The sequence below is a fragment of the Cobetia sp. SIMBA_158 genome, assembly GCF_046566945.1.
GTDB lineage: Bacteria > Pseudomonadota > Gammaproteobacteria > Pseudomonadales > Halomonadaceae > Cobetia > Cobetia amphilecti.
In genome coordinates this window covers 255,861-278,886 of sequence record NZ_JAWJYL010000005.1, presented here as the reverse complement: position 1 = coordinate 278,886, position 23,026 = coordinate 255,861, and the positions used below count along the sequence as shown (strand labels likewise).

Sequence of the window (23,026 nt, the reverse complement as noted above, 5' to 3'; positions counted from 1 at the left end):
AGTTCCGGGCAGGAATCATGACTCTAACAGAACTCCGCTACATCGTAACCTTGGCCCAGGAGCGTCATTTCGGACGCGCCGCAGAGCGCTGCTTCGTCTCGCAGCCCACCCTGTCGGTGGCCGTCAAGAAGCTTGAGGAAGAGCTGGGAGTCGCACTGTTCGAGCGTTCCAAGTCCACCGTACAGGTCACACCGCTCGGCGAGAAGATCGTTCAGCAGGCTCAGCGCGTGCTGGAGCAGTCCAGCGTGATCAAGGAACTGGCCAATTCCGGCAAGGATCAGCTCTCCAGCCCGTTGCGCATCGGCGCCATCTATACCATTGGACCGTATCTTTTCCCGCACCTGGTGCCGGAACTGACGCGGCGTGCGCCGAAGATGCCGCTCTACATCGAGGAAGGCATGACCGGCGACCTGCGTCGCAAGCTGCGCAATGGCGAGCTGGACGTGATCATCGTCGCACTGCCGTTCACCGAGACCGACGTGCTGACCAAGATCCTCTACGAAGAGCCCTTCGAAGTCCTGCTGCCGGCCGGCCACCCCCTGCTCGAGCAGGACAGCATCGCCAAGGAGCAGTTGATCAACGAGCGTCTGCTGATGCTCGGCGAGGGCCACTGCTTCCGTGATCAGATTCTCGAGGCCTGCCCGGCCATCGGCAATCAGATCAACAACCCCGAGAATACGCTGATCGCCGAAGGCGGGTCGCTGGAAACCATTCGCCACATGGTCGCCTCCGGTCTCGGTATCACCGTGCTGCCCTACTCGGCGACCGGTACCGGTCATTACGAGAGCGGCGTGCTCGAGACGCGTCCCTTCAAGGACCCGGCGCCCAGCCGCAGCGTGGCGCTGGCATGGCGGGCCAGCTTCCCGCGCCCCAAGGCGATCGACGTGATCAGCCAGGCGATCGCCGAGTGCTCCAATCGTGCGCGCCAGAGCAATGAGAACGGCATGCAGGGCTCCGCTTCCCAGAGCCACGAACCGGCATGAGCAGGGCGGGCACGGAAGCCTCATCTGCCGGGCCCGCCAGCGCCGGTGTCTTTGCCACCGGCGCGCTGGCCCAACCGCTGGACAGCCTGAGCGGCGTCGGCCCCGCGCTGAGCGAGAAGCTGTCGCGCCTCGGACTGGAGCGCGTCGCAGACCTGCTGTTCCATCTGCCACTGCGCTATCAGGACCGGACCCGCGTCACGCCCATCGGCACGCTCAAGAGCGGCATGGAAGCGGTGGTCGAAGGCGAGGTGACGGCCTGTGACATCGTCAAGGGCCGTCGCCGCAGCCTGCTGGTACGCCTGCGCGATGGCAGCGGCATCCTCAGTCTGCGCTTCTTCCACTTCTCCCCTGCCCAGCAGCAGCAATTCCAGCGTGGCCACAGCGTGCGCTGCTTCGGCGAGGCACGCGCCGGGGCCACCGGTCTCGAGATCTACCATCCGGAATACCGCCTGCTCAGCCAGGGGGCCGCGCCGGTGGAAGACCACCTCACGCCCATATATCCGGCTACCGAAGGTCTCAATCAGGCGCGCCTGCGTGCCCTGATCGCCCAGGCGCTCAAGCAGCTCGAGGAGACGCCCCATGAGCTACCGGACCTGATCCCCGAGGCGCTGCGCACGCGCTTTCGCCTGCCCGGCGTGATCGAGTGCCTGCGCTTTCTGCACGAGCCACCGCCGGATGCGCCCGTCGACCAGATGAGCGACGGCGTGCACCCGAGTCAGCGCCGCCTCGCCCAGGAAGAATTGCTCGCCCACCAGCTGAGCCTGCGTCAGGTGCGCGCGCGTATCCAGCAGGATGGCGCGCCCTCGCTGAGCGCCAGTGGCGGCCTCAGCACGCGCTTTCTCGCCCAGCTGCCCTTCTCGCTGACCGGCGCCCAGCATCGCGTGCTGGAAGATGTGCGCCGCGACCTGGCGCGCGAAGTGCCGATGCTGCGCCTGGTGCAGGGCGATGTGGGGTCGGGCAAGACGGTGGTCGCCGCACTGGCGGCGCTGATCGCGATCGGCGGCGGCTGTCAGGCGGCCTTGATGGCGCCTACCGAGATTCTCGCCGAGCAGCACTATCGCAACTTCCGCGAATGGCTGGAGCCGTTGGGCATCGAGGTGGCGTGGCTGGCCGGCAAGCTCAAGGGCAAGGCGCGGCTGGATGCCAAGGCCGCCATCGCCGATGGCCGGGCCCGCATGGTAGTCGGCACGCATGCGCTGTTTCAGGCCGATGTGACCTTCCAGCGCCTGGGGCTGGCGATCGTCGATGAGCAGCACCGCTTCGGCGTGCATCAGCGCCTCGCCTTGCGGGCGAAGGGGGAAGCCGGTGGCCTGACACCGCACCAGCTGATCATGACCGCGACGCCGATTCCGCGCACCCTGGCGATGAGCGCCTACGCCGACCTCGATCTGTCGGTGATCGACGAGCTGCCGCCGGGACGCACCCCGGTGCAGACCGTCGCGGTGGCCGACCCGCGCCGCCCCGAGGTGGTCGAGCGCATCCGCGCCGCCTGCTCCGAGGGCCGCCAGGCCTATTGGGTGTGTACGCTGATCGAGGAATCCGAGGTGATGACCTGCCAGGCCGCCGAGGTGACGCGTGACGAGCTGACCGAGGCGCTGCCGGAGCTGTCCATCGGCCTGGTCCATGGCCGCATGAAGGCAGCCGAAAAGGCCGAGGTGATGGCGGCGTTCAAGGATGGCGAGCATGACCTGCTGGTGGCGACCACGGTGATCGAGGTCGGGGTCGATGTGCCGAATGCCAGCCTGATGGTGATCGACAATCCCGAGCGTCTCGGCCTGTCGCAGCTGCACCAGCTGCGTGGCCGTGTCGGGCGTGGCAGCACCGAGAGCTTCTGTGTGCTGCTCTATCATCCGCCGCTGTCGCAGCACTCCAAGCAGCGCCTGGCGGTGATGCGCGAGACCACCGACGGCTTCAAGATCGCCGAGAAGGACCTGGAGCTACGCGGGCCCGGCGAAGTGCTGGGCACGCGTCAGACGGGGCTGGCGGGGATGAAGATCGCCGATCTCGAGCGTGACAGTGACCTGATCGCCCCGACCACCACACTGGCCGATGCCATCCTCAGCGAGGCCCCGCAGGCCGCGGAGCCCTTGATTCGCCGCTGGCTGGGCGAGGCGGCCGGGCAATACGGCGCCGTCTGAGCGCGCTGCCCGCTGCTTCTCTGTTCATCCAGGCACTCGATCACCCGACCCGCCGCGCCAGTCGCTCAGACAGTACTTGTCTTACAGCACTTGTCTTTCAGTACCGGTCAGTCAGGACAGGTCAGCTGGCGCGGCTGGCCTTGATCAGCTGGGTGCCGGCGCTTTCCAGTGGCTGCAACAGCCGCAGCACCAGAATCAGCTGTGACAGCGCCAGGCGTCCAGTGGTGGATTCGACCTGCTCGACCTCGGCTTCCAGTGCCGCGATCTCATCTTCGCTGTCCAGCGTGACGGCGATCTCACCGCCCGCCTCCAATTGCTCTCCCAACGCCGTCAGCTGCTGACTCAGGCGCTCGCCATGGCGCAGCAGCGTCTCGATGCCACTGCTGGCCGAGGCGGTCGATTCCAGTTCGCCACGATGCGCTGCCAGTGCCGAGAGATAGCCGAGCACGGTATGCGCGTGGAGCAGGAAGCCGAAGCCCGGCTCGACATCGCGACGGAAGTGGCCGGGCTCCTTGCGCGCGGTGGCCAGCAGATTGGAGAAGGCCGCGTCGGCGTTGTGGGCATTGCGCCGCGCCAGACGGTAGGCCAGATCATCGCGCTTGCCATGGCGGTACTGGGATAGCACCTCGCCCAGATAGCGGCCGCTGGTCTTGAGGCTGACGCCGGCCTGACGGTAGAGCTTGCGGCCCTGCCAGTCCGGCAGGATCAACACCACCGACAGCCCGGCCAGCAGGCCACCGACCAGCGTATCGAACAGCCGCGGCCAGATGAGATCGAAGCCATCGCCGACCTGGTTGAAGCACGCCAGCACCATCAGCGTGATGGCGGCGGTGGCCAGGGTATAGCGCGAGCCACGGGTGGCGAAGAACAGCACCCCCGCGACCACGGCGATCCCGGCCTGGATCGTGGGCGCCGGGAACAGACTGATCAGCGCCCAGCCGGCGACCAGACCGATCAGCGTGCCCAGAATTCGCTGCGCCAGCGTGCGGCGCGTATCACCGTAGCTGGGACGACACACGAACAGCCCGGTCAGCAGTATCCAGTAGCCCTGGGTCGGGTGTACCGCCAGCAGCACGCCATAGCCGGCCACCAGCGTCGCGGTCAGGCGCAGCGCATGGCGGAAGATCGGCGAGCGCGGCGTCAGGTGGCTGCGGATACGCTCGAACATGTCGCGCGTGCCGTGGGGCGAGCGGTCCAGCAGGCTGTTGTCGCTTTCATTGCTGACGGCTTCGAGATCATTCAGGCGCGCGATCTGGCCTTCGATCAGGCGCAGGTTGCTGGCCAGTGCCTCCAGCGCCTGCATCAGATGGTGCCACTCGGGCCGCTGCTGTTGCTTGAGATAGACGAGCGAGGCATTGAGGTCTTCCAGCGCCTGCTGGCTGTCACTGGCATCGAAGAGCTGGCGCATCAACAGCGCCTTGCCGAGCCCGCGACAGGCGCGCCCCTGCTGCTCCAGCAGGCGCTGACAGCGGAACAGGATGTCGTGATGGAAGAAGGCGTCGGTGAGCTGGCCGTAGGGATAATGACTGGAGCTGGCGCGCTCGTGGAGGTCCTGGGCGATGAAGTAGAGGCGCAGGTAGCGGTCGAGCTTGGTGGTATCGCGCCGCCCGGCGAGACGCCGGAAGACCATCTCCTTGGTCTGGTTGAGCGCCACCACCACGCGACCGTTCTGCTCGGCCAGCGCCAGACGCCGGGCAGACTGGTCGACATTGCGCAGCGGCTCGAACAGCTGCGCCTTGAGAATCAGGTAGCGCCCCAGCTCACGATAGAGCGTCGCCATGCTGTGCTTGAGCGGCTGGCGCGAGAACAACGCGCACCACACGACCGAGAGCAGGCCATACCAGGTCGCGCCCACCACCAGCAGCAACGGCTGAACCAGATTGATGCCCAACCCCGGCTCCCGCAGCCATTCGGGCAGGCTGCGCTCCAGCACCGCGATCTGACCATCTCCATGCTGCTGCTCGAGGCTGATCATGGTGTAGACAGCCAGAATCAACGAGGCGCGCGCGATGGCGCCGTAGCGGGCATCGATGGCGCCCAGCATCGGCATCGCGAAGGTGGCCAGCGCCAGCCCGATCACGAAGGGCAGCGGCATGCCGAACAACAGCTCCACCGAGACGGCGGCGATGCTGAAGCAGGCCAGCGTCATGCCCAGCGCGCGCAGTCGGCCGCGCCAGTGATCATCGGTTTCCGCCAGCCCCGAGGCGATCACGCCCAGAAACAGCGGAATCACCACCGCCATCTCGTCGAGCCAGAACCCCACCGCCATCACGCCACCCAGCGCGATCAACATGCGTAGCGAATAGCTGAAGGCATCCAGCGTCCACAGACGACGCAGGGAGTGCATGAGGGAGTCCAGGAGAGAGCGTGTCATGAAGTGTTCCGTGACCAGGGCGCCGGGCAGCGCATTAGACTTTAGATTTATATCGCTAGCATAACACCCCGTTCTGCCGTGTCCGAGAGCCATGGCGCATGCAAGCGTTGGCGGGCGCGTCGAATGTCGAATCGCCGCGACGTGCCACTCTGAAGACTCCTGACCTCATTGGCTTTCATGGAGAATACCGATGCATCCTCTAATCGAACGCGTCACTGGCTCCCTCGGGCTGTCACCGGAAATCGCCGAGCAGGCGGTCGGCATGGTTCTCAAGTTCGTGCGTGAGCAGGGGCCGGATGGCCCGGCCGCTTCACTGCTGGGCGCCATTCCGGGGGCGGAAGGCCTGATCGGCAGCGCAGGCGAGGAAGCCGCCGAGTCCGGTGGCGGTGGCCTCATGGGCGGCCTGATGGGCGCCGTCAGCGCCTTCACCGGCGGCAGCGGTGGCGGTGCGCTGGAACTGGGCCAGAAGCTGATGGGGCTGGACCTGAACATGGACCAGGCGCGCGGCGTGGCCGATGAGACGCTGAGCTATGCGCGCGAAGAAGCCGGCGATGGCGTGGTCGACCAGGTGCTCGAAGGCATCCCGGGCCTCAAGCAGTTGCTGTGACGCCTCGAGGGCGTTGAGAGGGTCTTCTCGAACAGCCCCTCGCAAGTAAAGGCTCGCAAGAAAGGCTCGCGACAACTGCTCGCGACAACTGCTCGTGACAACTGCTCGTGACAAAAGAACGCCCCGCTGATTCTCTCAGCGGGGCGTCTTTCGTTCATGCAGGCACGGCACAGGATCATTCAGCGAATGCGCTTGAGCAATGACTGCAAGCGGTTGAGCTGGGCCGAATCGCCGACCAGACGCACGCGCTGGTCCATCAGGCCTTGCAGGAAGGCACGCGGCGAGGGCTTGAGCAGAAAGGCCACCGCACTGTCGCTATCGGCGAAGCGCAGCTCAAGCTCGGTATCCACCGGCAGGCCACTGCCCGTGCTGACGCCCGCGTGGGACATGCGGTAGTGACGCGCGATGCTCATGTCTTCGGTCGCGACACCCCAGTCCAGCGGACGCTTTTCCAGCTCGGCACGAAATTCGGGGTCGCGCTTGAAGGCCCGCTTGAGCAGCAGACCCAGCACCCACAGCAATATCTTGAGCTTCATGGTGTCATTCCTTGAATCGCGAAGCGTCGGTCACGCAGGCCATATGAAAATGCCACCGGCCCCGCAGGGCGGAACCGGTGGCATCAGCATGACAGCCGACAGGGCTTTTGATGACGACGATTGAAAGCCATGGCGACAGCCACCCCGGGTCTGCGCTGAAGCACGAGCCGAGGTTACTTGGTCACTGCATCCTTCAACGACTTGCCGGGTTTGAAGGCAACGGTCTTGCTGGCCGGAATGGTCAGCGGCTTGCCTGTCTGAGGATTCTTGCCGGTACGCGCCGCACGCTGGCGCACGGTGAATGACCCGAAACCGATCAGTGAGACGTCATTGCCTTTGGCCACGGTATGAGTGATCTCGTCGAGAATCACGTTCAGTACCTGACTGGCCTTGTCCTTGGATAGATCCGCACGCTCGGCGATGGCCGCAGCGAGTTCTGGCTTGCGCATGAAAAGCCCTCCTGGTTTGGCATTCTGCACGGGCGGCCAAGCCGCCGTTTCCATTGTTGTTCTTGCACTTGCTAGCGGTGGCGTATGGCGGCGACGCAATCCGCTCCCGGCAAGCTTTGCCGTATCAAACCTGTCGATGGCAGCAACCTGTCAGACGACGCTCGCTGAGCAGCATGTCTGACGGAGCATTCACTATCGTGCCTGACCGCGCTGGCAGCAAGGGATTTACGACCATCGATCATGGCATCGCCTAGCCTAGCAACGGCGGCGCCTGCCGCGCTAGCTCGACTTTCCTGCGAACGGCGGCGCCTGTCAACGCATATCCAATCAAGCGTTCGTTCATATCCAGTGCACGCGCTTCGAGGTCATCGCCTTCACCGGTGATTTCCCAGCGCGCCACGGCCGAACGCGGCGGATAGGCCACCACCGGCAAGACCGGTGTCTTGACCAGCACCGGCCACGCCTTCCAGTCGAGTACGCTCGGCTCACCACACAGGTTGGCCGCCAGGGTGCGCGCGGCCATCTGCAGCGGCTGGACATACATGGCATTGACGCCCTCGACGCTGGCGCAATCGCCCAGCGCCCAGATATGCGGCTGGGAGGTGGCCAGGTGGCGGTCGACACGGATGCCGTCGCCGCCGGCGCTCAGGCCCGCGGCCTGCGCCAGACGAATGCGCGGCGCCAGCCCGGTGGCCAGCAGAACCACGGAGCCCGTCAGGCGACGACCGCTCTGCAGGCGCACCTCGACCGGCGCGGCCTGACGCTCGGCCTCCTCGCCCGAGCTGGCGGCGATGGTCTCGACCATCTCGCCCTGGCGACGCGTCACACCGAGCCCATCCAGCGCCGCGCCCAGACGCTGCCCCAGTGCTTGCGGCAGCAGCCCATCCAGCGGAGTTTCCTCCGGCGCGACCAGCGTGACGCGGTGGCCGGCGGCCGTCAGATCATTGGCGTATTCACAGCCGACCAGTCCGGCACCGACAATCACCACGTGCCCGTCTTCCCCACGCTCGCGGGCCTTCGCCAGCGTCGCGCAGAAGGCCGCATAGTCGTCGAGATCATTGATGCTCTGCACGCGTGAGGCCACTTCCGCGGCGACGGGGAAGGGACGACGCGGCGCGGCGCCGAGTGCCAGCACCAGCTCGTCATAGGCCAGACACTCCTCGCCCAGCCATAGCTGGCGGGCATCACCGTCGATGGCAGTGACGCGTTGATGGGTACGCAGCTCGGCATTCAGCTCGTCCACCAGCGCCACCGGCGCCTGACGCGACAGATCGGTGGCCGACATCTTCTTGGCGAAGGCGGTGGACAGCATGGGCTTGGCGTAATCGTGGCCGCTGTCCTGGCTGATGAGGATCAGCCGGCTGTCCTTGTCACGCGCACGCAGCGCGCGCGCCAGACCAATGCCCGCCATGCCGGTACCAATGATGACAAGGGTGCGAGGGTCGCGCATGGCACCATCTCCTGAGATCGATCCGAGGGAAGCGCTGATGAAAGAGCGCCAGCAGCGTCCGTCATGAACGCCGATGAATGCGCCCAGCATACCAGCCCGCCAGCAGTGCAGGCATGCCTGAGCGGGAGGCCTTGCCGCCCGGCCATGCTAGACTCGCCATTTCGTCATCCTGACAGGGAATTCACCGTGGTCCGATGCCCAGCAGGCGAGCCTCATCGCGCAGCGCTCACGCCACAGACCTCCACCTGTGAGGCGCCTCATTCGTCAACCGAGACTCTATGCCAGCCTGCGCCTCGCTGGCCTTCGCACATGCGCGCCGCACCCGCTGCTTCGGCGGCGGTGCGCCGCCATTGGCAGCCGGCTGCCACGCTGCAAGGTGTCATGCCGGCCGGCTGGTGGGCGTGGCTCTCCTCGACGGACTCGCTGACCCAGCGTCTTGCCAGCGCCATGCAGCAGCAGGATGAACGCGATGGCCAGCCAATCCAGGGCCTGCGCGTGCGCCTGCTGCTGCAGGACACCGGCCCCGCGCGGCTGGATGAGGCACGCCTGCTGGGCATCGGCTCACGCCGGCATGTCTGGCGGCGCGAAGTGGCGCTCTGTCATGGCGATACGCCATGGGTGATCGCACGCTCGCTGGCGGCGCTGGACCTGACCCACGGTCATCGCCTCTCGACGCTGGGTGAGCGCTCGCTGGGCCATTGGCTGTTTCGCCAGCCCGACCTGACCCGCAGCGCCATCGATGTCAGCCGTGCCCCGCTGGTGCTTTCGAGCCCCAGGCCGCTGGCCCGCACCACCAGCCTGTGGATGCGCCGCTCGATGTTCTCGCATGGTCGCTTCAAGGTGCTGGTGCAGGAGGGCTTCACACCGGCCTTCCAGCACGCGCTGCAGCTGGCCTGAGCCTTGCGCCCGACTGGCCTCGTTTCCCTCTCTTCCCTTGCCCACTACCACCCGCCCAGGAGCCCCGATGACCGCGTCATCCACTTCCGCCGCTTCGCGTCCTTCCAGACTGGCCGACTACCTCGCCCTGACACGGCTGGACCGCCCCATCGGCACCTGGCTGCTGATGTGGCCGACCCTGTGGGCACTGTGGCTGGCGGCAGATGGCATTCCCGAGCGCACGACCCTGCTGATCTTCATCGCCGGGGTCTATCTGATGCGCGCCGCCGGCTGCGTCATCAACGACTACGCCGACCGCCATTGGGACAAGCATGTCGAGCGCACGCGAGACCGGCCGCTGACCTCGGGTCGCATCTCGGAGCGCGAGGCGCTGACGCTGTTCGGGGGGCTGGTCGCGGCCGCCTTCGTGCTGGTGTGCTTCACCAACCTGACCACGGTGCTGCTGTCGATCGTCGCCGTGCTGCTGGCGGCCAGCTATCCGTTCATGAAGCGCTTCCATCATCTGCCCCAGGTGGTGCTGGGCGCCGCCTTCGGCTGGGCGATTCCGATGGCCTTCGCCGCGACGCTGGAGGAGGTACCGACCTACGGCTGGTGGCTGTTCGCTGCCAATCTGATGTGGACGGTGGCCTACGACACCGCCTATGCGATGGTCGATCGCAACGACGACCTCAAGGTGGGCATCAAGTCCACCGCCGTGCTGTTCGGGCGTGCCGACAAGCTGATGATCGGTCTGTTGCAGCTGGGCATGCTGGCGGTGTTGATCGGCATCGGCCTGCAGCTGGTGCTAGGCATCTTCTACTGGCTGGGGCTGGCCGCCGCCGCCGTCACCTTCGTCTGGCAGCAACGTCTGATCCGGGAGCGTGAGCGTGCGCCCTGCTTCCAGGCCTTCCTCAACAATCATTGGACGGGTCTGCTGATCTTCGCCGGTATCGCCCTGGCGACCTGGCCGATGAGCTGACGCCTGCATAAACATTAGTATTATTTAATTTAAAGCGACCCCTGCCCTCTGTTGCTCCCCAGCCCACGGTTCATGCCTGCCTGCCGCGCCTCCAAGGTGGCTGGCAGGCTTGCGTGCAAGCTGCCATGCTGGCAGTTGTCATCTCGTTGTCATATAAGCGGGTTGTAATCGTCATCGACTTGTCATTCTGGCGCGTGCGCCGACTGCTGCATGGGATCTAGCGATGAGCTCCAAGACCGTACTGATTGTCGACGATGAATCCTCGATTCGCGAGATGATCGCCGTTGCCCTCGAAATGGCGGATTACCGCGTGCTGGAGGCAGACAATGCCCAGGACGCCCACGCCATCGTCGTCGATGAAAAGCCCGATCTGCTGTTGCTGGACTGGATGATGCCGGGTACCAGTGGCCTGGAGCTCGCGCGGCGTCTCAAGCGTGACGAGACCACCTCGGAGCTGCCGATCATCCTGTTGACCGCCAAGGGCGAGGAAGACAACAAGATTCAAGGCCTGGAAGCCGGTGCCGACGACTACATCACCAAGCCCTTCTCGCCGCGCGAGCTGGTCGCCCGTCTCAAGGCCGTGCTGCGTCGCACCACTCCCAAGGGGGTCGAGGAGGCGGTGGAAGTCGAGGGCCTGATGCTCGACCCGGCCAGCCACCGCGTCACCGCCCATGGCAACTCGCTGGATGTCGGCCCGACCGAATATCGCCTGCTGCAGTTCTTCATGACGCATCAGGAGCGTGCCTACACGCGCAGTCAGCTGCTCGATCAGGTATGGGGCGGCAACGTCTATGTCGAGGAGCGCACCGTGGACGTGCACATCCGTCGCCTGCGCAAGGCGCTGGGCACAGGCCATCAGCATCTGATCCAGACCGTCCGCGGCACCGGTTACCGCTTCAGCGCTCAGGCCTGAGGGATTCATGCGCTATTGGACCAACGAGCTATGGCGCCTCGGCTACCTTGCCGGTGGCTTCGGCCTGATCGGTGGCCTGCTGGGCCATCTGGGCTGGGGCCTGGCGCTGGGTCTTTCGCTGTATCTGTTCGTCCATCTCAAGCACTTGAAGAGCCTCTACACCTGGCTGATCACCAATCCCCATGAAGAGCCGCCGCCCGGCGATGGCGTCTGGGGAGACCTGCTCGATCGTCTCTACCGCTACCAGAAGGGCCAGCGTCAGGCTCAGGAGCGACTGCGCAGCATCCTCAACCGTATCCAGGAATCCTCCGAGGCCATGCGCGACGGCCTGGTGATGCTGGACAACCACGGTGACATGGAATGGTGGAACAGCGCTGCCGAGCAGCTGGTCGGCCTCAAGGCCAGCCACGACCGCGGCCAGCACATCACCAACTATCTGCGTGACCCCGTCTTCATCGACTACTTCAATCGGCTGGCCTACCGCGAGCCGCTGACGCTCCAGTCGCCGCTGTCTGACAACCTGACGCTGCAGATCTCCATCACCCTGTTCGGTGACAACGAGCGTCTGGTCATGCTGCGTGACGTCACCCGCCTCTATCGTCTGGAAGAGATGCGCCGCGACTTCGTGGCCAATGTCTCCCATGAGCTGCGCACGCCGCTGACGGTACTGGCCGGCTATCTCGAGACCTACTCCGATTACGCCGATGACCTGCCACCGCGCTGGCAGCGTGGACTGGGCCAGATGCAGAGCCAGACCGACCGCATGCAGCACCTGGTCGAGGACCTGCTGACCCTGTCACGCCTGGAAACCGACGAGCTGTCCGACAATGGTCGCTGCATCGACATGAGCGCCCTGCTCGGCCATATCCGCGACGACGCCGAAGGCCTGTCCCAGGGGCGCCACACCTTCTCCATCGAAGCCGATGCCAGCCTGTCACTGCGCGGTGAGGAGCAGGAACTGCGCAGCGCGATCTCGAATCTGGTCTTCAATGCGGTGCGCTACACCCCCGAAGACTGCCATATCACCCTGCGCTGGAAGGCGGATGACCAGGGCCTGCTGGTCGAGGTGGAAGATGACGGGGATGGCATCGACCCGGTGCACCTGCCGCGCCTGACCGAGCGCTTCTACCGCATCGACAAGGGCCGCAGCACCGCCACGGGAGGCACCGGCCTCGGGCTTGCCATCGTCAAGCATGTGCTGATTCGCCATCAGGGCCATCTGGAGATCGACAGCCACCCCGGCGAGGGTGCGCGCTTCCGCTGTCACTTCCCCGACGAGCGCGCCTGTCAGGCAAGCGCTCCCCAGGCCAGCAGTGCGCTAGCCCAGTGATGGGCTGATTCCGTGATGATCTGACCCGGACGCCAGCCCAACGCAGAACGCCCCGCAGCCACCTCGAAAGGAGGCGACTGCGGGGCGTTTCGTTTGGTCAATCAGACGACACTGCGGCTATTTCAGCGACGTGCCAACCTAGCGACGAGTCAGTTCAGCGACAAGCCAGCTCTGCGACAGGCTGTCTCAACGACGCGGCGCCGGCAACTGACGGTAGTGGCTCTGCCACATCAGTACCGCCCCGGCGACGGCGCCCGGGATGAACAGCAGATTGGCCAGCGGCACCAGCGTCATGACGAACACCGCGGCGCCGAAGGTCAGTGAGGGCCACCAGCGCGCCTTGAGGCGCTGCTTCATGTCACCGAAGCTGACCTGATGGTTGTCCATCGGGTAGTCGAGGTACTGGATCGACATGCTCCAGGCCGAGAACAGCCCCCACAACAGCGGCGAGAGCAGGTTCAGGCCCGGGATGAAGCCGATGATGAACAGCGCGATCATGCGCGGGATGAAGTAGCCCAGCTTGGCCATTTCACGCCCCAGCGAGTCGACGCCGATCTTCATCAGGCCGCGATCATCATCGATCAGGGTGCCATCCAGACGGTGCTCGACCTTCTCGGCCAGAATGCCGTAGAAGGGCGCGGCGATCAGGTTGGTCACCAGGCTGAAGGTGAAGAACACCACCAGCAACAGACTCACCACCAGCACCGGCCAGATCAACCAGCTGAGCCAGTCCAGCCACGCCGGTACCTTGAGCATCCAGTAATCGATCCAGCCACCGAACTGGTTGAACAATACCCACAGCGTGATGCTGTAGAGCACCAGGTTGATCGCCAGCGGTACGAATACGAAGCGGCGCAGCCCGGGGGTATAGACCATGCGGGTCCCGCGGACCAGCGCCGATACGGCATCAATCATGCGACGTCCTCGTCATCTCAAAAGAACCGGCCAGCCAGCGGGCTGACCGGAGCCACACCCTAGCACTCCCGCCTGCGCGGCGCAGCTGTCGGCCGCCTGACATCGCTCGCGCTCCCACGACGCAATCGCCCCGCGGCCTGCCGGTGGGCAGGTGCGGGGCGAAAGAGGCGACACAGGGGCAGAGAAGCGCGTCAGCTCACTTCTTGTCCAGGTCCTGCGGCTTCAGGTCATGGGTATCGGTGTGACGCACGTCCACGCCCTTGACCAGGAAGATGACGTACTCGGCCAGGTTGTCGGCGTGGTCACCGATGCGCTCCAGCGCACGCAGAATCCACATCACGTTGAGCACCGGCGTGATCTGGCGCGCGTCTTCCATCATGAAGGTCATCAGCGAGCGCATCGCGCTCTGATATTCCAGATCCACCGAGGCATCTTCACGCAGCACCTTGAGGGCAAGGTCGGTATCGAAGCGCGCGAAGGCCGTCAGGGAGTCACGCACCATGCTGCGCACGTGCTGGCTGAGATGACGCACCTCGACCATGCCGCGCGGGCTCTGGCCATTCTCGACCAGCGAGATGGCATTGCGTGCGATCTTGCTCGATTCATCACCGATACGTTCGAGATCGGAGGTGGCGCGGATGACGGCCAGCACCAGGCGCAGGTCGGAGGCCGCCGGCTGACGGCGGGCCAGCACCCGGGTGCACTCGTCATCGATCTTGAGCTGCATGTCGTTGACAGCCTTGTCGTTGTCGCGCACCCGCGTGGCGGTTTCACTGTCGCCTTCCAGCAATGCCGTGACGGCATCCTGCAGCTGCTTCTCTACCAGTCCGCCCATGGCCAGCAGGTGTGTCTTCAGTGCATCCAGCTCGTGATTGAACTGCTCTGAGATATGCTTGCCGTGCGAATCGCTGGTGATATCCATTTCCCTCTCCCGGAAAGTCGCCCACCGAGTCAGGGGGCGTGACATGAATGACGTGACAAGTATGGCCCACTACTGACTGACACAGCGGGCTCCCCCTCAGCATGCCGACACTTGATTGCAGTTATGTTTCACCCATGGCGCAAAGGCGGTATCTGGCCGCCATCGTCAGCAATATCAGGGCGAAAAGGCTACCTGGCTGCACGTTCGCGCATGAGAGCGCTAACCGAAACGCCCCGTGATGTAGTCTTCCGTCTGGCGGCGCCGCGGGTTGGTGAACAGCTGATCGGTCGGGGCGAATTCCACCAGGCGGCCCTCATGCAGGAAGGCGGTATCGTCTGACACCCGCGCGGCCTGCTGCATGTTATGCGTGACGATGATCAGCGTCAGGCGCGAGCGCAGCGATCGGATCAGCTCCTCGATCTTGAGGGTCGAGATGGGGTCCAGCGCCGAGGCCGGTTCATCCAGCAGCAGCACCTCCGGCTCGACCGCCAGTGTCCGCGCGATCACCAGCCGCTGTTGCTGGCCACCCGAGAGCCCCAGCGCGCTGTCGTGCAGGCGGTCCTTCACTTCTTCCCACAGCGCCGCGGAGCGCAGGCAGGATTCGACCTTGTCATCGAGGTGGCGCTTGTCATTCTCGCCGACCAGCCGCAGCCCGAAGGCCACGTTCTCGTAGACCGACATCGGAAAGGGATTTGGCGTCTGGAAGACCATGCCTATCCGGCGGCGCAGCATCGGCACGTCCACGCCGCGCGCATGAATGTCCTCGCCCTCGAGCAGTACCTTGCCGGAAAGACGTGACTGTTCGTCGAGATCGGTCATGCGATTGAAGGTACGCAACAGACTCGACTTGCCGCAGCCGGAAGGGCCGATGAAGGCCGTCACGCGCTTGCGTGCGATCTGCAGGCTGACATCCTCCAGTGCGCGTCGCGTCTGGTTCTCCTTGCCGACACGTGCCTGATAATCGAGGCTCAGGTGGCGGGTTTCCAGGCAGATGTCCTCAGCCGGCCGCGCAGGCGTCTCCTGAAGAAACAACTGGGGCTTGGGCTGTTCAGAGTCACGCCTCATTCGGTGGCTCCCTTGTAACGTTGTGCCAGCATGTGACGCAGGCGAATGGCACTCAGATTGAGGCATAGAATCACGACCACCAGCACCAGCGCGGTCGCGTAGACCAGCGGCCGACTGCTGAAGGCATCGCTGCTCTGGAAGGCCAGATCATAGACCTGATGCCCCAGATGCATGAATTTGCGGTCCAGATGCAGCCACGGGAAGCTGTCATCCAGCGGCAGGTCCGGGGCCAGCTTGACCACTCCGACCAGCATCAGCGGCGCGACTTCACCCGCCGCACGCGCCACGGCCAGAATCAGCCCCGTCATCAGCGCCGGCGAGGCCGCCGGAATCACCACGCGCTTGAGCGTTTCCAGACGTGTCGCCCCCAGCGCCAGCGCGCCTTCGCGCAGACGACGCGGCACGCGCGCCAGCCCCTCTTCCGTGGCGACGATCACCACCGGCAAGGTCAGCAGGGCCAGCGTCAGCGAGGCCCACAGAATGCCGCCGGTCCCGAAGGTCGGCGTCGGCAGCCGCTCGGAATAGAACAGCTCGTCAATTCCGGCGCCCAGCCCATAGACGAAGAAGCCGAGACCGAACACGCCGTAGACGATGGAGGGCACCCCGGCCAGGTTGCGCAGCGCGATGCGCGTCAGGCGCGTCAGGCGCCCCTGATGGGCCACCTCGTGCAGATAGAGCGCCGCCATCACGCCGAAGGGCATCACCATGATCGACATCAGCACCACCATCAGTACGGTGCCGAAGATGGCGGGCCAGACGCCACCGAAGCCCTCGGTAGGCGCGCCGGCCACGAAGTCGCGGAAACGCTTGAACGTCATCATCAGCCGGCCGCTGAAGCCCATCGCATTGGGCCGCCAGGCATTGCGGATATCATCGAGCGCGATGCGGCCTTCGTAGCCGCCATTGCCGCCCAGCAGCAACTGACCGCCCGCCAGGGCATCACGCAGGGCACTCAGCTGACCTTCACGCTCGATGAAGGCGCTGCGCACCTCTTCCAACTCCTCCTGCATCTCCTGCTCGAGCTCAGCATCCTCATGAGTCTGCGCCGCTGCACCGTCAGCAGTGGCGCTGCGCCGGGATTCGAGCGACTGCTGCAACGCCTGATAGCGACTGCTCAAGACTTCACTGTCCAGGCGTAGCGCCTGCAGCTGACGGCGCTCGCTCTCGATCATCTTCAGGCGGGAAAACAGTGGCTCGGCGTCCTCGGACAAGGGCCGTGCAGGCCCGTCGCCGACATCGGGCGTGTGGTCCATCTCCCCCGTCATCGGGTCACTCAGCGCCCGTGGCATGCCGTAGAGAGTGCGGCCATCGCGCATTTCAAGCATCAGCGCCTGGCTGGGGAAGGTCATCCTGTCGAGCAGCGTCTCCGGCAGCCACTGCCAGCTGGCCGCGGCCCCGTCACGTGAGGATGTCTGCAGCAACCACCATTGCTGGCGAGCGTCATCCCCCTCACCCGAGGCGACACGGCGCACCTCCTCGTGCATCAGCTCGCCGAGCAGATGGCGATTGTCGGCCGCCGGCTCACCGCGCGTGGTAGTCAGGGCCGTGGGACTCTGGCCCGGCTGTGCCGTCAGCTCCACCTCGACCAGCCGTGAGGGCCAGAAATGACTGAAGGAGCCCACCACCAGCAGGCTGAGCAGGCCCAGCACCAGCACCAGCGAGACACTGACCGCCATGGCATTCAGCCAGCCCCACGGGCCGCCGTCGCGCCAGTAGCGCTGCAGGCGCCCGACCAGCGGCTCGCGCGGGCGCAGCAATGAGGAGCTGGCGCGATTGGTGTCAGGGTGACTCATCCCCAGCTCCCCTGATTGGGCGGCGTGAAGCGCTGTCGCAGCACTTCCGCCAGCGTGTTGACCACGAAGGTGAAGACGAACAATGCCAGGGCAGCGAGGAACAACAAGCGGTAGTGGCTGCTGCCGACCTCGGCCTCCGGCAGCTCGATGGCCAGGGTCGCGGCCAGTGAGCGCAGGCCCTCGAACAGGCTGGCATCCACCAGCGGCGTATTGCCGGCCACCATCAGCACGATCATCGTCTCACCGACGGCGCGCCCCATGCCGATCATCATCGCCGAGAACAGCCCGACGGCGGCGGCAGGCAGGATGACGCGGCGCAGACTCTGCCATGGCGTCGCGCCAAGCGCCGCGGAGCCGGCGGCCAGACCGCGCGGCACCGACGAGAGGGCGTCCTCGCTGAGCGTGAACAGGGTCGGCATCACCGCCAGCCCCAGCGCCATGCCGGTCACCAGGGTGTTGCGCTGGGCGTAATCGATGCCGTAGTGGCTGAACAGCCACTGACGGAGGTCGCCGTCGAACCACCACTGCTCGACCTGGCCGGCGATGGTCACATCCAGCCACAGCAGCACGAACAGCAGCGGCAACAGCCCGAAGGCCGCCATGTTTTCCGGCAGCAGATTGCGCCATATGCGCGGCGACAGGGTCCACAGGAAGCCGGCCACCATGGTGCCCAGCGGAATCAGGACCAGCCCCAGCAACACCGCCATCAGCTCACGCTCGACGAAGGGCGCGACCACCAGGGCGGCGATGAAGCCGATCACCACGGTCGGCAGTGCCTCCATCATCTCCAGCAGCGGCTTGATGCGGGAACGCTGGCGCGGCGCCATGAAGCAGGCGACATGGATGGCACAGCCGAGCCCCAACGGCACGGCAAACAGCAGCCCCACCAGCGCCGCCTTGAGCGTGCCCCACATGATGGGCACCAGCGACAGACGGGGTTCGTGGGTACCGGTGCTCTCCAGCTGCCAGATCCACTCCGGCGCTGCGCGCCCCTCATACCAGACCTTGCCGAAGATGGCGTCGAGCCCGACGGCCTGATGAGGATCGTGTATCGCAAGCCCGGCATAGGCCTTGCCGAGCGCCCCCAGCGGCGCGTCCTGAGCGAGCTGCCCGGGCAGCCTTGCTTCCCGGGCCGCCGACGCCAGCAAGCGGCGGTCATCACTGTCAAATTCCAGCGCCACGCCTGCCGCGACCCGAGAGGCATCCAGCCAGTCCAGCACCTGACGGCGACGCTCGCTGGTGGCCAGATAGAGGCCAAGGCGGCCGTTGGCGTCCAACGCGGCAAAGCCGAGGCTGTGATGGGCGGCCGCCATCGTCACCACCGGCGCCGACAGGCCACTGTCAAAGACGCCGGCCTTGACCAGCGGCTGCGCGTGCGCCGGCAACAGGTAATGGGTCAGGCCACCTGCGGCGTCTCCGACGATCAGGCTTCTACCGCCACGCAGGACGCTGATCGCGGTGATCGCCGGCGATGACGCGGAGGCAGAAGAGCTCACAGCGTGATGTGCCAGCTTGCGCGCCAGCGGCTTGGTTCCGGTGGAGGCCTCGCTCAGTTGCCACTGGGTGAAGCCATCGCGGTCAGCGGTGACCAGCAGACGCCCCTGCTGCGAAGACAGCCTGGCCGTGCCCGGCAACCACTGCTGCTGCCACTCGGAGAGCGGAGTCTGGCTTGCTGCATCGTCCTCCAGCGCGCCTGCGGAGGCGTGTGGAGATGACAAGGCCAGACGCGCCAGCCACAGGCCATCGCCCTCCTCGTACGGAATGCGCAGCCACAGCTGGTCACGGCTGAGCACCAGGCTTGCCTGGCGGCGCTCAAGCCCTGCGGGAACCTCGATGGCACTGCCGCGCAGGCGAACGCCAGCGGCGGACTGCTGAACCACCTGCAGGCGATCATCCGCGAGCCAGACACCTGCCAGCGGCGAGGTGCGCGAATCCGCCGTCGAATCATCACTGGCCAGCACGGGAGGCAGCCCGTCACGCGCGGCAAGCGGCATGTCAGGCAAGGCGCTCAGCCAGTCAGGATCGGCCAGCCAGTCAAGGTCGGTCTGAGCGGCAGGCATCTGCTGGTCGCTCGCTTGCTGTTCGAGCGCCTGCTGAGGAAGCGACGTGACGCTGGCGGGCTTGAGCAGCGGCCACGACACGCTGACCAGATAGGCCAGCATCACGACGACGATGACCATCACGCCCAGCCCGGCCGCTGTCAGCCACAGACTGGCAAGACGGTCATGCCGCAGACGACGACGCTGCATTCGGGAGGCATCAACTGCCGACATGAAATATCACCACGAAAGGATTCGCGCCCTGGAGTGTCGACTCCGCAGACGCATGAAGCGGGTATGGCACCGAGATTATGTCCAAGTGATGACAGAGAGATGACAAAGGCGAATCAAAGGGCATCCACATCCTCCAGCCCCAATTGCTGACGCCAGTGCAGCAGCTGCTTTTCCGGCAGTGGCACATAGCCATCGCGCAGGATGGCCTGCTGGCCCTGACGCGACATGATCAATGACAGGAAGGCCTGCTCCAGCGCCGGGAGCGGCTCGTCAGGCACGCGATTGACGTAGATATACAGCGCGCGGGTCAGCGGATAGCGGCCATCGCGAATGCTGGCCCGGCTCGGGAAGACGGCGTGGCCACCCGCCTCACGGCTGACGGACAGCTGCTTCACCAGCGGCGAAGAGGTGCTGAAGCTGGCATAGCCGATGCCATTGGGCGAGGAGCCCACCGCACCGATGATGGAGGCCGAGCCCGGCTGTTCGCTGACATCGAGGCGGAAGTCGCCATCGCACAGCGCGATACGGCGGAAGGCGCCGTAGGTGCCCGAGGTGGCACTGCGCCCGAAGCGCGTGATCTGGCGGTCATTCCACTCATCACTCAGCCCGAGCTGGCCCCAGCGATTGGCCGCCTGGCCACCACAGTTGTGCGTGGCGGAGAAGATGGCATCCAGCTGCGCGATGCTGATCTCCTCCAGCGGATTGCTGCGATGCACGATGATGCCCATCGCATCCAGCGCCACGGGCACCCCCAACGGCGGATAGCCGAATTCACGCGTGAAGTCCTGACGCTCCTGATCGCTCATCGGACGCGACATCAGCCCGATGCGGGTGGTGCCGGCGATCAATGCCGGCGGTGCCGTCGAGGAGCCCGCGGCCTGCAGCTGCACGCGCACCCCCGGATGATAGCGGCGCAGCTGGGCAGCCCAGCGCGTCACCAGCACCGACAGGGTATCCGAGCCCACCGCCGTCAGGTTGCCCACCACCCCGGACACCGGGCGATATTCGGGCACCTTGTCGGCCAGTGCCGGAGCCGAGAGCGTCGAGAGCCCCAGCAGGCAGGCAAGCGACATCAGCCGCAACGACGGCAGCCCTGAGCGCAGGCGGGGCGCGCATGAGGAGGGCATGCGTGAGGAGGACGCGGATGACCCGCGACGCGACGCGAACACGGCGCGAAAGCCTGAACGGACAAGCGACCCGACGGAAACTGACATGGCGACTTCCCACCAGAGAATGAACAAGATGACGATGCGACACGGAGCTGGCCGCTGCTTGCCACGCCCGTGGTGACGGGCAGGCGACGGTGGAACAAGGCGGCCCATGCAGCATGGCGAAAGACAGCGAGTATCCGTCATTGCTGCGTTGAGTAACGATACTCCATGCTGCAGCGCAAAAAATCTCCTGACAGTCCCTTGTCAGTGAGGACAGTGCTTTGTCCGCCGGAGTAGGATACAGGAGATGATGAAGCCGCTGCGGCTCATCCGCCATGGTCTGCGTCGCGCTGATGCTATCGATGGCACCCGGTGACTTTCTTCGGCGATTGCCGAAGTGCCCTGTATAAGGCCCCCTGTACAAGGCAGCGCCCTGCGCCAAAAGACGCACCTTTTCAGACGCAAGGGTGCAGAAATGAAATGACCATTTTATAACAACAAGATAGCGAGTCATGACATGCAAGCTCTGGATGATATCCCGACGCCGAACGGCACACTGACGCTCAAATTGATCGCCCAACGCCAGGACACCAATCTCTATGGCGACATCAGCGGCGGCTGGCTGATGCACCGCATGGACGAGGCCTGCGAGCTGGCCGCCGGGCGCGTCGCCCACGGTCGCACTGCCACCGTGGCCGTCGAAGGCCTCGATTTCCTGTCGCCGGTGCGTATCGGCTCGGTGGTCAATATCTTCACTCAGGTGGCCGAGGTCGGGCGCAGTTCGATCAGGCTCTCCGTCGAGGTCTGGATCCGCCCGCCGCAGGAGCGCAATCAACACGCACTGACCAAGGTGACCGAAGCCTGCTACGTGATGGTGGCACTCGATGACAATGGCCGCATCCGTGCCGTACCGGAGCAGGCCAGCACCGCCATCATCGAGGAGCAGGACTGATCCTGAGCAGGACTGAGCCTGGCGCCTCGCCTCTCTTCCTGTCAGCCACACGCCAAGAAAAAGCCGCCCTCGAGGGCGGCTTTTTCGTCAACAATCAGTCACGCAGTCAGGCAGTCAGGCAGACAGTGCGGCAGGCAGTCCGAAAGAGACTCGCTCAGGCTTCGCCGAGCACCCGACCACGCGCATCCAGATAGGCCTGCTCACCGATACGCGACCAGGGGGCGACCTGCTGCTGGAAGGCGCGGTAGGACTCATAGACGCGCCTGGCGTCCTCATCCTTGGCGATGAACTCGTCCAGCACCTCGTTGGAGGCATCGAACAGCGCTGCATAGACGTCCTGGGGGAATTCACGCAGCTCTACACCGTGCTCCTCGACCAGCGAGGTCAGCGCGGTGGCGTTGCGCAGCGCGAATTCATCCACCATGGCGTGATTGGCGATTCTGGCCGCCTGGATCACCACCTGCTGCAGGTCTTCCGGCAATGCCTGCCAAGCCTCGAGATTGACGGTGCCTTCGAGGATGGCGGAAGGCTCGTTCCAGGCCGGCGAGTAGTAATACTTGGCCACCTGATGCAGGCCGAAGGCCAGATCATTGTAGGGGCCGACCCAGTCGGTGGCATCGATCACGCCGGTTTCCATCGCGGTGAAGATCTCGCTGCCCGGCAGATTGACCGCGCTGGCGCCGATGCGATTCATCACTTCGCCCGCCAGCCCCGGCAGGCGGATCTTCAGGCCCTTCATGTCCTCGAGACTGTTCACTTCCTTGTTGAACCAGCCGGCCATCTGGGTGCCGGTGTTGCCCACCGCCAGCGGCTTGAGGTTGTGGCGTGAGTAGATCTCGTCCCACAGCTTCATGCCATCGCCGTGATACAGCCAGGCGTTGGTCTCGGTGGTGTTCATGCCGAATGGCACCGCAGTGAAGAACTGGGCCGCGGGCACCTTGCCCTTCCAGTAGTAGGAGGCCGAGTGGCCCATCTGGGCGGTACCGGAGGACACGGCATCGAAGACTTCCAGCGCCGGTACCATCTCGCCGGCACCATAGACCTTGACCTGCAGGCGACCACCGGAGAGCTGGCCGATCAGGCTGGCGAATTCATTGGCACCGGTGCCCAGTGCCGGGAAGTTCTTCGGCCAGGAGGTGACCATCTTCCAGTGGATGGTCTCGCCCTCGGCGGCATTGGCGGTGGACACGAAAGGCGCGGCGGCGAGACCGGCAGCACCGGCCCCCAGAGCAGAGAGAAAACGGCGGCGTTGCATGGGACTTTCCTTGTTCGAGTTGTGGGCAATGCATGACGCGGCATCAAGACAGCATGTCTGCCACT

The 23,026-nt window shown here is 65.2% G+C and carries 19 protein-coding genes; 8 read left to right on the top strand and 11 right to left on the bottom strand.

Going from position 1 to position 23,026, the window contains the following annotated elements:
* Positions 1–17 precede the first annotated feature (17 nt).
* Positions 18–983 (top strand): hydrogen peroxide-inducible genes activator, encoded by a 966-nt coding sequence (locus R2R70_RS10575; protein WP_052384315.1) that lies wholly within the window; start codon positions 18–20, stop codon positions 981–983.
* The gene (gene recG, locus R2R70_RS10570) at positions 980–3,121 is read left to right on the top strand and encodes an ATP-dependent DNA helicase RecG (protein WP_213115061.1); all 2,142 of its coding nucleotides are present in this window, start codon (positions 980–982) and stop codon (positions 3,119–3,121) included. Before R2R70_RS10575 ends, recG begins: the two co-directional genes overlap by 4 nt.
* Before the next feature lie 121 nt (positions 3,122–3,242).
* Here the strand turns inward: recG and yccS are convergent, their stop codons facing one another.
* Entirely contained in the window at positions 3,243–5,495 is a 2,253-nt protein-coding gene (gene yccS, locus R2R70_RS10565) for a YccS family putative transporter (RefSeq protein ID WP_410977958.1), read from the bottom strand.
* A 190-nt stretch (positions 5,496–5,685) separates the two neighbouring features.
* On the opposite strand from yccS, the gene R2R70_RS10560 reads away from it, so the two are divergent.
* Positions 5,686–6,102 carry a DUF2780 domain-containing protein gene (locus R2R70_RS10560; protein ID WP_054556347.1) on the top strand — a complete coding sequence of 139 codons (417 nt, stop codon included), beginning with the start codon at positions 5,686–5,688 and terminating at the stop codon, positions 6,100–6,102.
* Between the two features lie 179 nt (positions 6,103–6,281).
* On the opposite strand, the gene R2R70_RS10555 is transcribed toward R2R70_RS10560, so the two are convergent.
* The 3 genes from R2R70_RS10555 to R2R70_RS10545 form a co-directional block, all read right to left on the bottom strand.
* Positions 6,282–6,638 carry a hypothetical protein gene (locus R2R70_RS10555; RefSeq protein ID WP_216061084.1) on the bottom strand — a complete coding sequence of 119 codons (357 nt, stop codon included), beginning with the start codon at positions 6,636–6,638 and terminating at the stop codon, positions 6,282–6,284.
* A 173-nt stretch (positions 6,639–6,811) separates the two neighbouring features.
* Positions 6,812–7,087, bottom strand: a complete 276-nt coding sequence (locus R2R70_RS10550) for an HU family DNA-binding protein (RefSeq protein WP_024952843.1) — start codon at positions 7,085–7,087, stop codon at positions 6,812–6,814.
* 250 nt (positions 7,088–7,337) lie between these two features.
* On the bottom strand, positions 7,338–8,537 hold the full coding sequence (locus tag R2R70_RS10545) for an NAD(P)/FAD-dependent oxidoreductase (protein WP_410977957.1): 1,200 nt from the start codon (positions 8,535–8,537) through the stop codon (positions 7,338–7,340).
* Between the two features lie 309 nt (positions 8,538–8,846).
* On the opposite strand from R2R70_RS10545, the gene R2R70_RS10540 reads away from it, so the two are divergent.
* The 4 genes from R2R70_RS10540 (at position 8,847) to phoR (ending at position 12,635) form a co-directional block, all read left to right on the top strand.
* Complete coding sequence (locus R2R70_RS10540; RefSeq protein ID WP_410977956.1) at positions 8,847–9,434, top strand: chorismate--pyruvate lyase family protein; 588 nt, start codon at positions 8,847–8,849, stop codon at positions 9,432–9,434.
* 67 nt (positions 9,435–9,501) lie between these two features.
* On the top strand, positions 9,502–10,392 hold the full coding sequence (gene ubiA / locus R2R70_RS10535; RefSeq protein ID WP_410977955.1) for a 4-hydroxybenzoate octaprenyltransferase: 891 nt from the start codon (positions 9,502–9,504) through the stop codon (positions 10,390–10,392).
* 223 nt (positions 10,393–10,615) lie between these two features.
* Complete coding sequence (gene phoB / locus R2R70_RS10530; protein ID WP_043331741.1) at positions 10,616–11,305, top strand: phosphate regulon transcriptional regulator PhoB; 690 nt, start codon at positions 10,616–10,618, stop codon at positions 11,303–11,305.
* A gap of 7 nt (positions 11,306–11,312) precedes the next feature.
* On the top strand, positions 11,313–12,635 hold the full coding sequence (phoR, locus tag R2R70_RS10525) for a phosphate regulon sensor histidine kinase PhoR (RefSeq protein WP_043331740.1): 1,323 nt from the start codon (positions 11,313–11,315) through the stop codon (positions 12,633–12,635).
* A 186-nt stretch (positions 12,636–12,821) separates the two neighbouring features.
* On the opposite strand, the gene cysZ is transcribed toward phoR, so the two are convergent.
* From cysZ to R2R70_RS10495, 6 genes are all read right to left on the bottom strand, one after another.
* Positions 12,822–13,550 (bottom strand): sulfate transporter CysZ, encoded by a 729-nt coding sequence (cysZ, locus tag R2R70_RS10520; RefSeq protein WP_107335789.1) that lies wholly within the window; start codon positions 13,548–13,550, stop codon positions 12,822–12,824.
* Positions 13,551–13,746: 196 nt separating this feature from the next.
* Positions 13,747–14,472, bottom strand: coding sequence for a phosphate signaling complex protein PhoU (phoU, locus tag R2R70_RS10515; RefSeq protein ID WP_043331737.1), 726 nt, complete (start codon positions 14,470–14,472; stop codon positions 13,747–13,749).
* 219 nt (positions 14,473–14,691) lie between these two features.
* Entirely contained in the window at positions 14,692–15,537 is an 846-nt protein-coding gene (gene pstB / locus R2R70_RS10510; RefSeq protein ID WP_084589238.1) for a phosphate ABC transporter ATP-binding protein PstB, read from the bottom strand.
* Positions 15,534–17,330: a phosphate ABC transporter permease PstA gene (pstA, locus tag R2R70_RS10505; RefSeq protein ID WP_410977954.1), complete on the bottom strand. Its 1,797-nt coding sequence runs from the start codon at positions 17,328–17,330 to the stop codon at positions 15,534–15,536. The genes pstB and pstA overlap by 4 nt, the downstream gene beginning before the upstream one ends.
* The gene (locus tag R2R70_RS10500; protein WP_410977953.1) at positions 17,327–19,603 is read right to left on the bottom strand and encodes an ABC transporter permease subunit; all 2,277 of its coding nucleotides are present in this window, start codon (positions 19,601–19,603) and stop codon (positions 17,327–17,329) included. The genes pstA and R2R70_RS10500 overlap by 4 nt, the downstream gene beginning before the upstream one ends.
* A gap of 113 nt (positions 19,604–19,716) precedes the next feature.
* On the bottom strand, positions 19,717–20,817 hold the full coding sequence (locus tag R2R70_RS10495) for a PstS family phosphate ABC transporter substrate-binding protein (protein WP_410977952.1): 1,101 nt from the start codon (positions 20,815–20,817) through the stop codon (positions 19,717–19,719).
* Between the two features lie 454 nt (positions 20,818–21,271).
* On the opposite strand from R2R70_RS10495, the gene R2R70_RS10490 reads away from it, so the two are divergent.
* Complete coding sequence (locus R2R70_RS10490; protein WP_043331734.1) at positions 21,272–21,706, top strand: acyl-CoA thioesterase; 435 nt, start codon at positions 21,272–21,274, stop codon at positions 21,704–21,706.
* A 154-nt stretch (positions 21,707–21,860) separates the two neighbouring features.
* Here R2R70_RS10490 and R2R70_RS10485 read toward each other — a convergent pair whose 3' ends face one another.
* The gene (locus tag R2R70_RS10485) at positions 21,861–22,961 is read right to left on the bottom strand and encodes a TRAP transporter substrate-binding protein (protein WP_043331733.1); all 1,101 of its coding nucleotides are present in this window, start codon (positions 22,959–22,961) and stop codon (positions 21,861–21,863) included.
* Between the last annotated feature and the right edge of the window lie 65 nt (positions 22,962–23,026).

Excerpts from the sequence above, each read along its gene's own strand:
- R2R70_RS10575 (WP_052384315.1), top strand. The coding sequence starts at position 18 with ATGACTCTAACAGAACTCCGCTACATCGTAACCTTGGCCCAGGAGCGT.
- recG (WP_213115061.1), top strand. The coding sequence starts at position 980 with ATGAGCAGGGCGGGCACGGAAGCCTCATCTGCCGGGCCCGCCAGCGCC.
- yccS (WP_410977958.1), bottom strand. The coding sequence starts at position 5,495 with ATGACACGCTCTCTCCTGGACTCCCTCATGCACTCCCTGCGTCGTCTG.
- R2R70_RS10560 (WP_054556347.1), top strand. The coding sequence starts at position 5,686 with ATGCATCCTCTAATCGAACGCGTCACTGGCTCCCTCGGGCTGTCACCG.
- R2R70_RS10555 (WP_216061084.1), bottom strand. The coding sequence starts at position 6,638 with ATGAAGCTCAAGATATTGCTGTGGGTGCTGGGTCTGCTGCTCAAGCGG.
- R2R70_RS10550 (WP_024952843.1), bottom strand. The coding sequence starts at position 7,087 with ATGCGCAAGCCAGAACTCGCTGCGGCCATCGCCGAGCGTGCGGATCTA.
- R2R70_RS10545 (WP_410977957.1), bottom strand. The coding sequence starts at position 8,537 with ATGCGCGACCCTCGCACCCTTGTCATCATTGGTACCGGCATGGCGGGC.
- R2R70_RS10540 (WP_410977956.1), top strand. The coding sequence starts at position 8,847 with ATGCGCGCCGCACCCGCTGCTTCGGCGGCGGTGCGCCGCCATTGGCAG.
- ubiA (WP_410977955.1), top strand. The coding sequence starts at position 9,502 with ATGACCGCGTCATCCACTTCCGCCGCTTCGCGTCCTTCCAGACTGGCC.
- phoB (WP_043331741.1), top strand. The coding sequence starts at position 10,616 with ATGAGCTCCAAGACCGTACTGATTGTCGACGATGAATCCTCGATTCGC.
- phoR (WP_043331740.1), top strand. The coding sequence starts at position 11,313 with ATGCGCTATTGGACCAACGAGCTATGGCGCCTCGGCTACCTTGCCGGT.
- cysZ (WP_107335789.1), bottom strand. The coding sequence starts at position 13,550 with ATGATTGATGCCGTATCGGCGCTGGTCCGCGGGACCCGCATGGTCTAT.
- phoU (WP_043331737.1), bottom strand. The coding sequence starts at position 14,472 with ATGGATATCACCAGCGATTCGCACGGCAAGCATATCTCAGAGCAGTTC.
- pstB (WP_084589238.1), bottom strand. The coding sequence starts at position 15,537 with ATGAGGCGTGACTCTGAACAGCCCAAGCCCCAGTTGTTTCTTCAGGAG.
- pstA (WP_410977954.1), bottom strand. The coding sequence starts at position 17,330 with ATGAGTCACCCTGACACCAATCGCGCCAGCTCCTCATTGCTGCGCCCG.
- R2R70_RS10500 (WP_410977953.1), bottom strand. The coding sequence starts at position 19,603 with ATGTCGGCAGTTGATGCCTCCCGAATGCAGCGTCGTCGTCTGCGGCAT.
- R2R70_RS10495 (WP_410977952.1), bottom strand. The coding sequence starts at position 20,817 with ATGTCAGTTTCCGTCGGGTCGCTTGTCCGTTCAGGCTTTCGCGCCGTG.
- R2R70_RS10490 (WP_043331734.1), top strand. The coding sequence starts at position 21,272 with ATGCAAGCTCTGGATGATATCCCGACGCCGAACGGCACACTGACGCTC.
- R2R70_RS10485 (WP_043331733.1), bottom strand. The coding sequence starts at position 22,961 with ATGCAACGCCGCCGTTTTCTCTCTGCTCTGGGGGCCGGTGCTGCCGGT.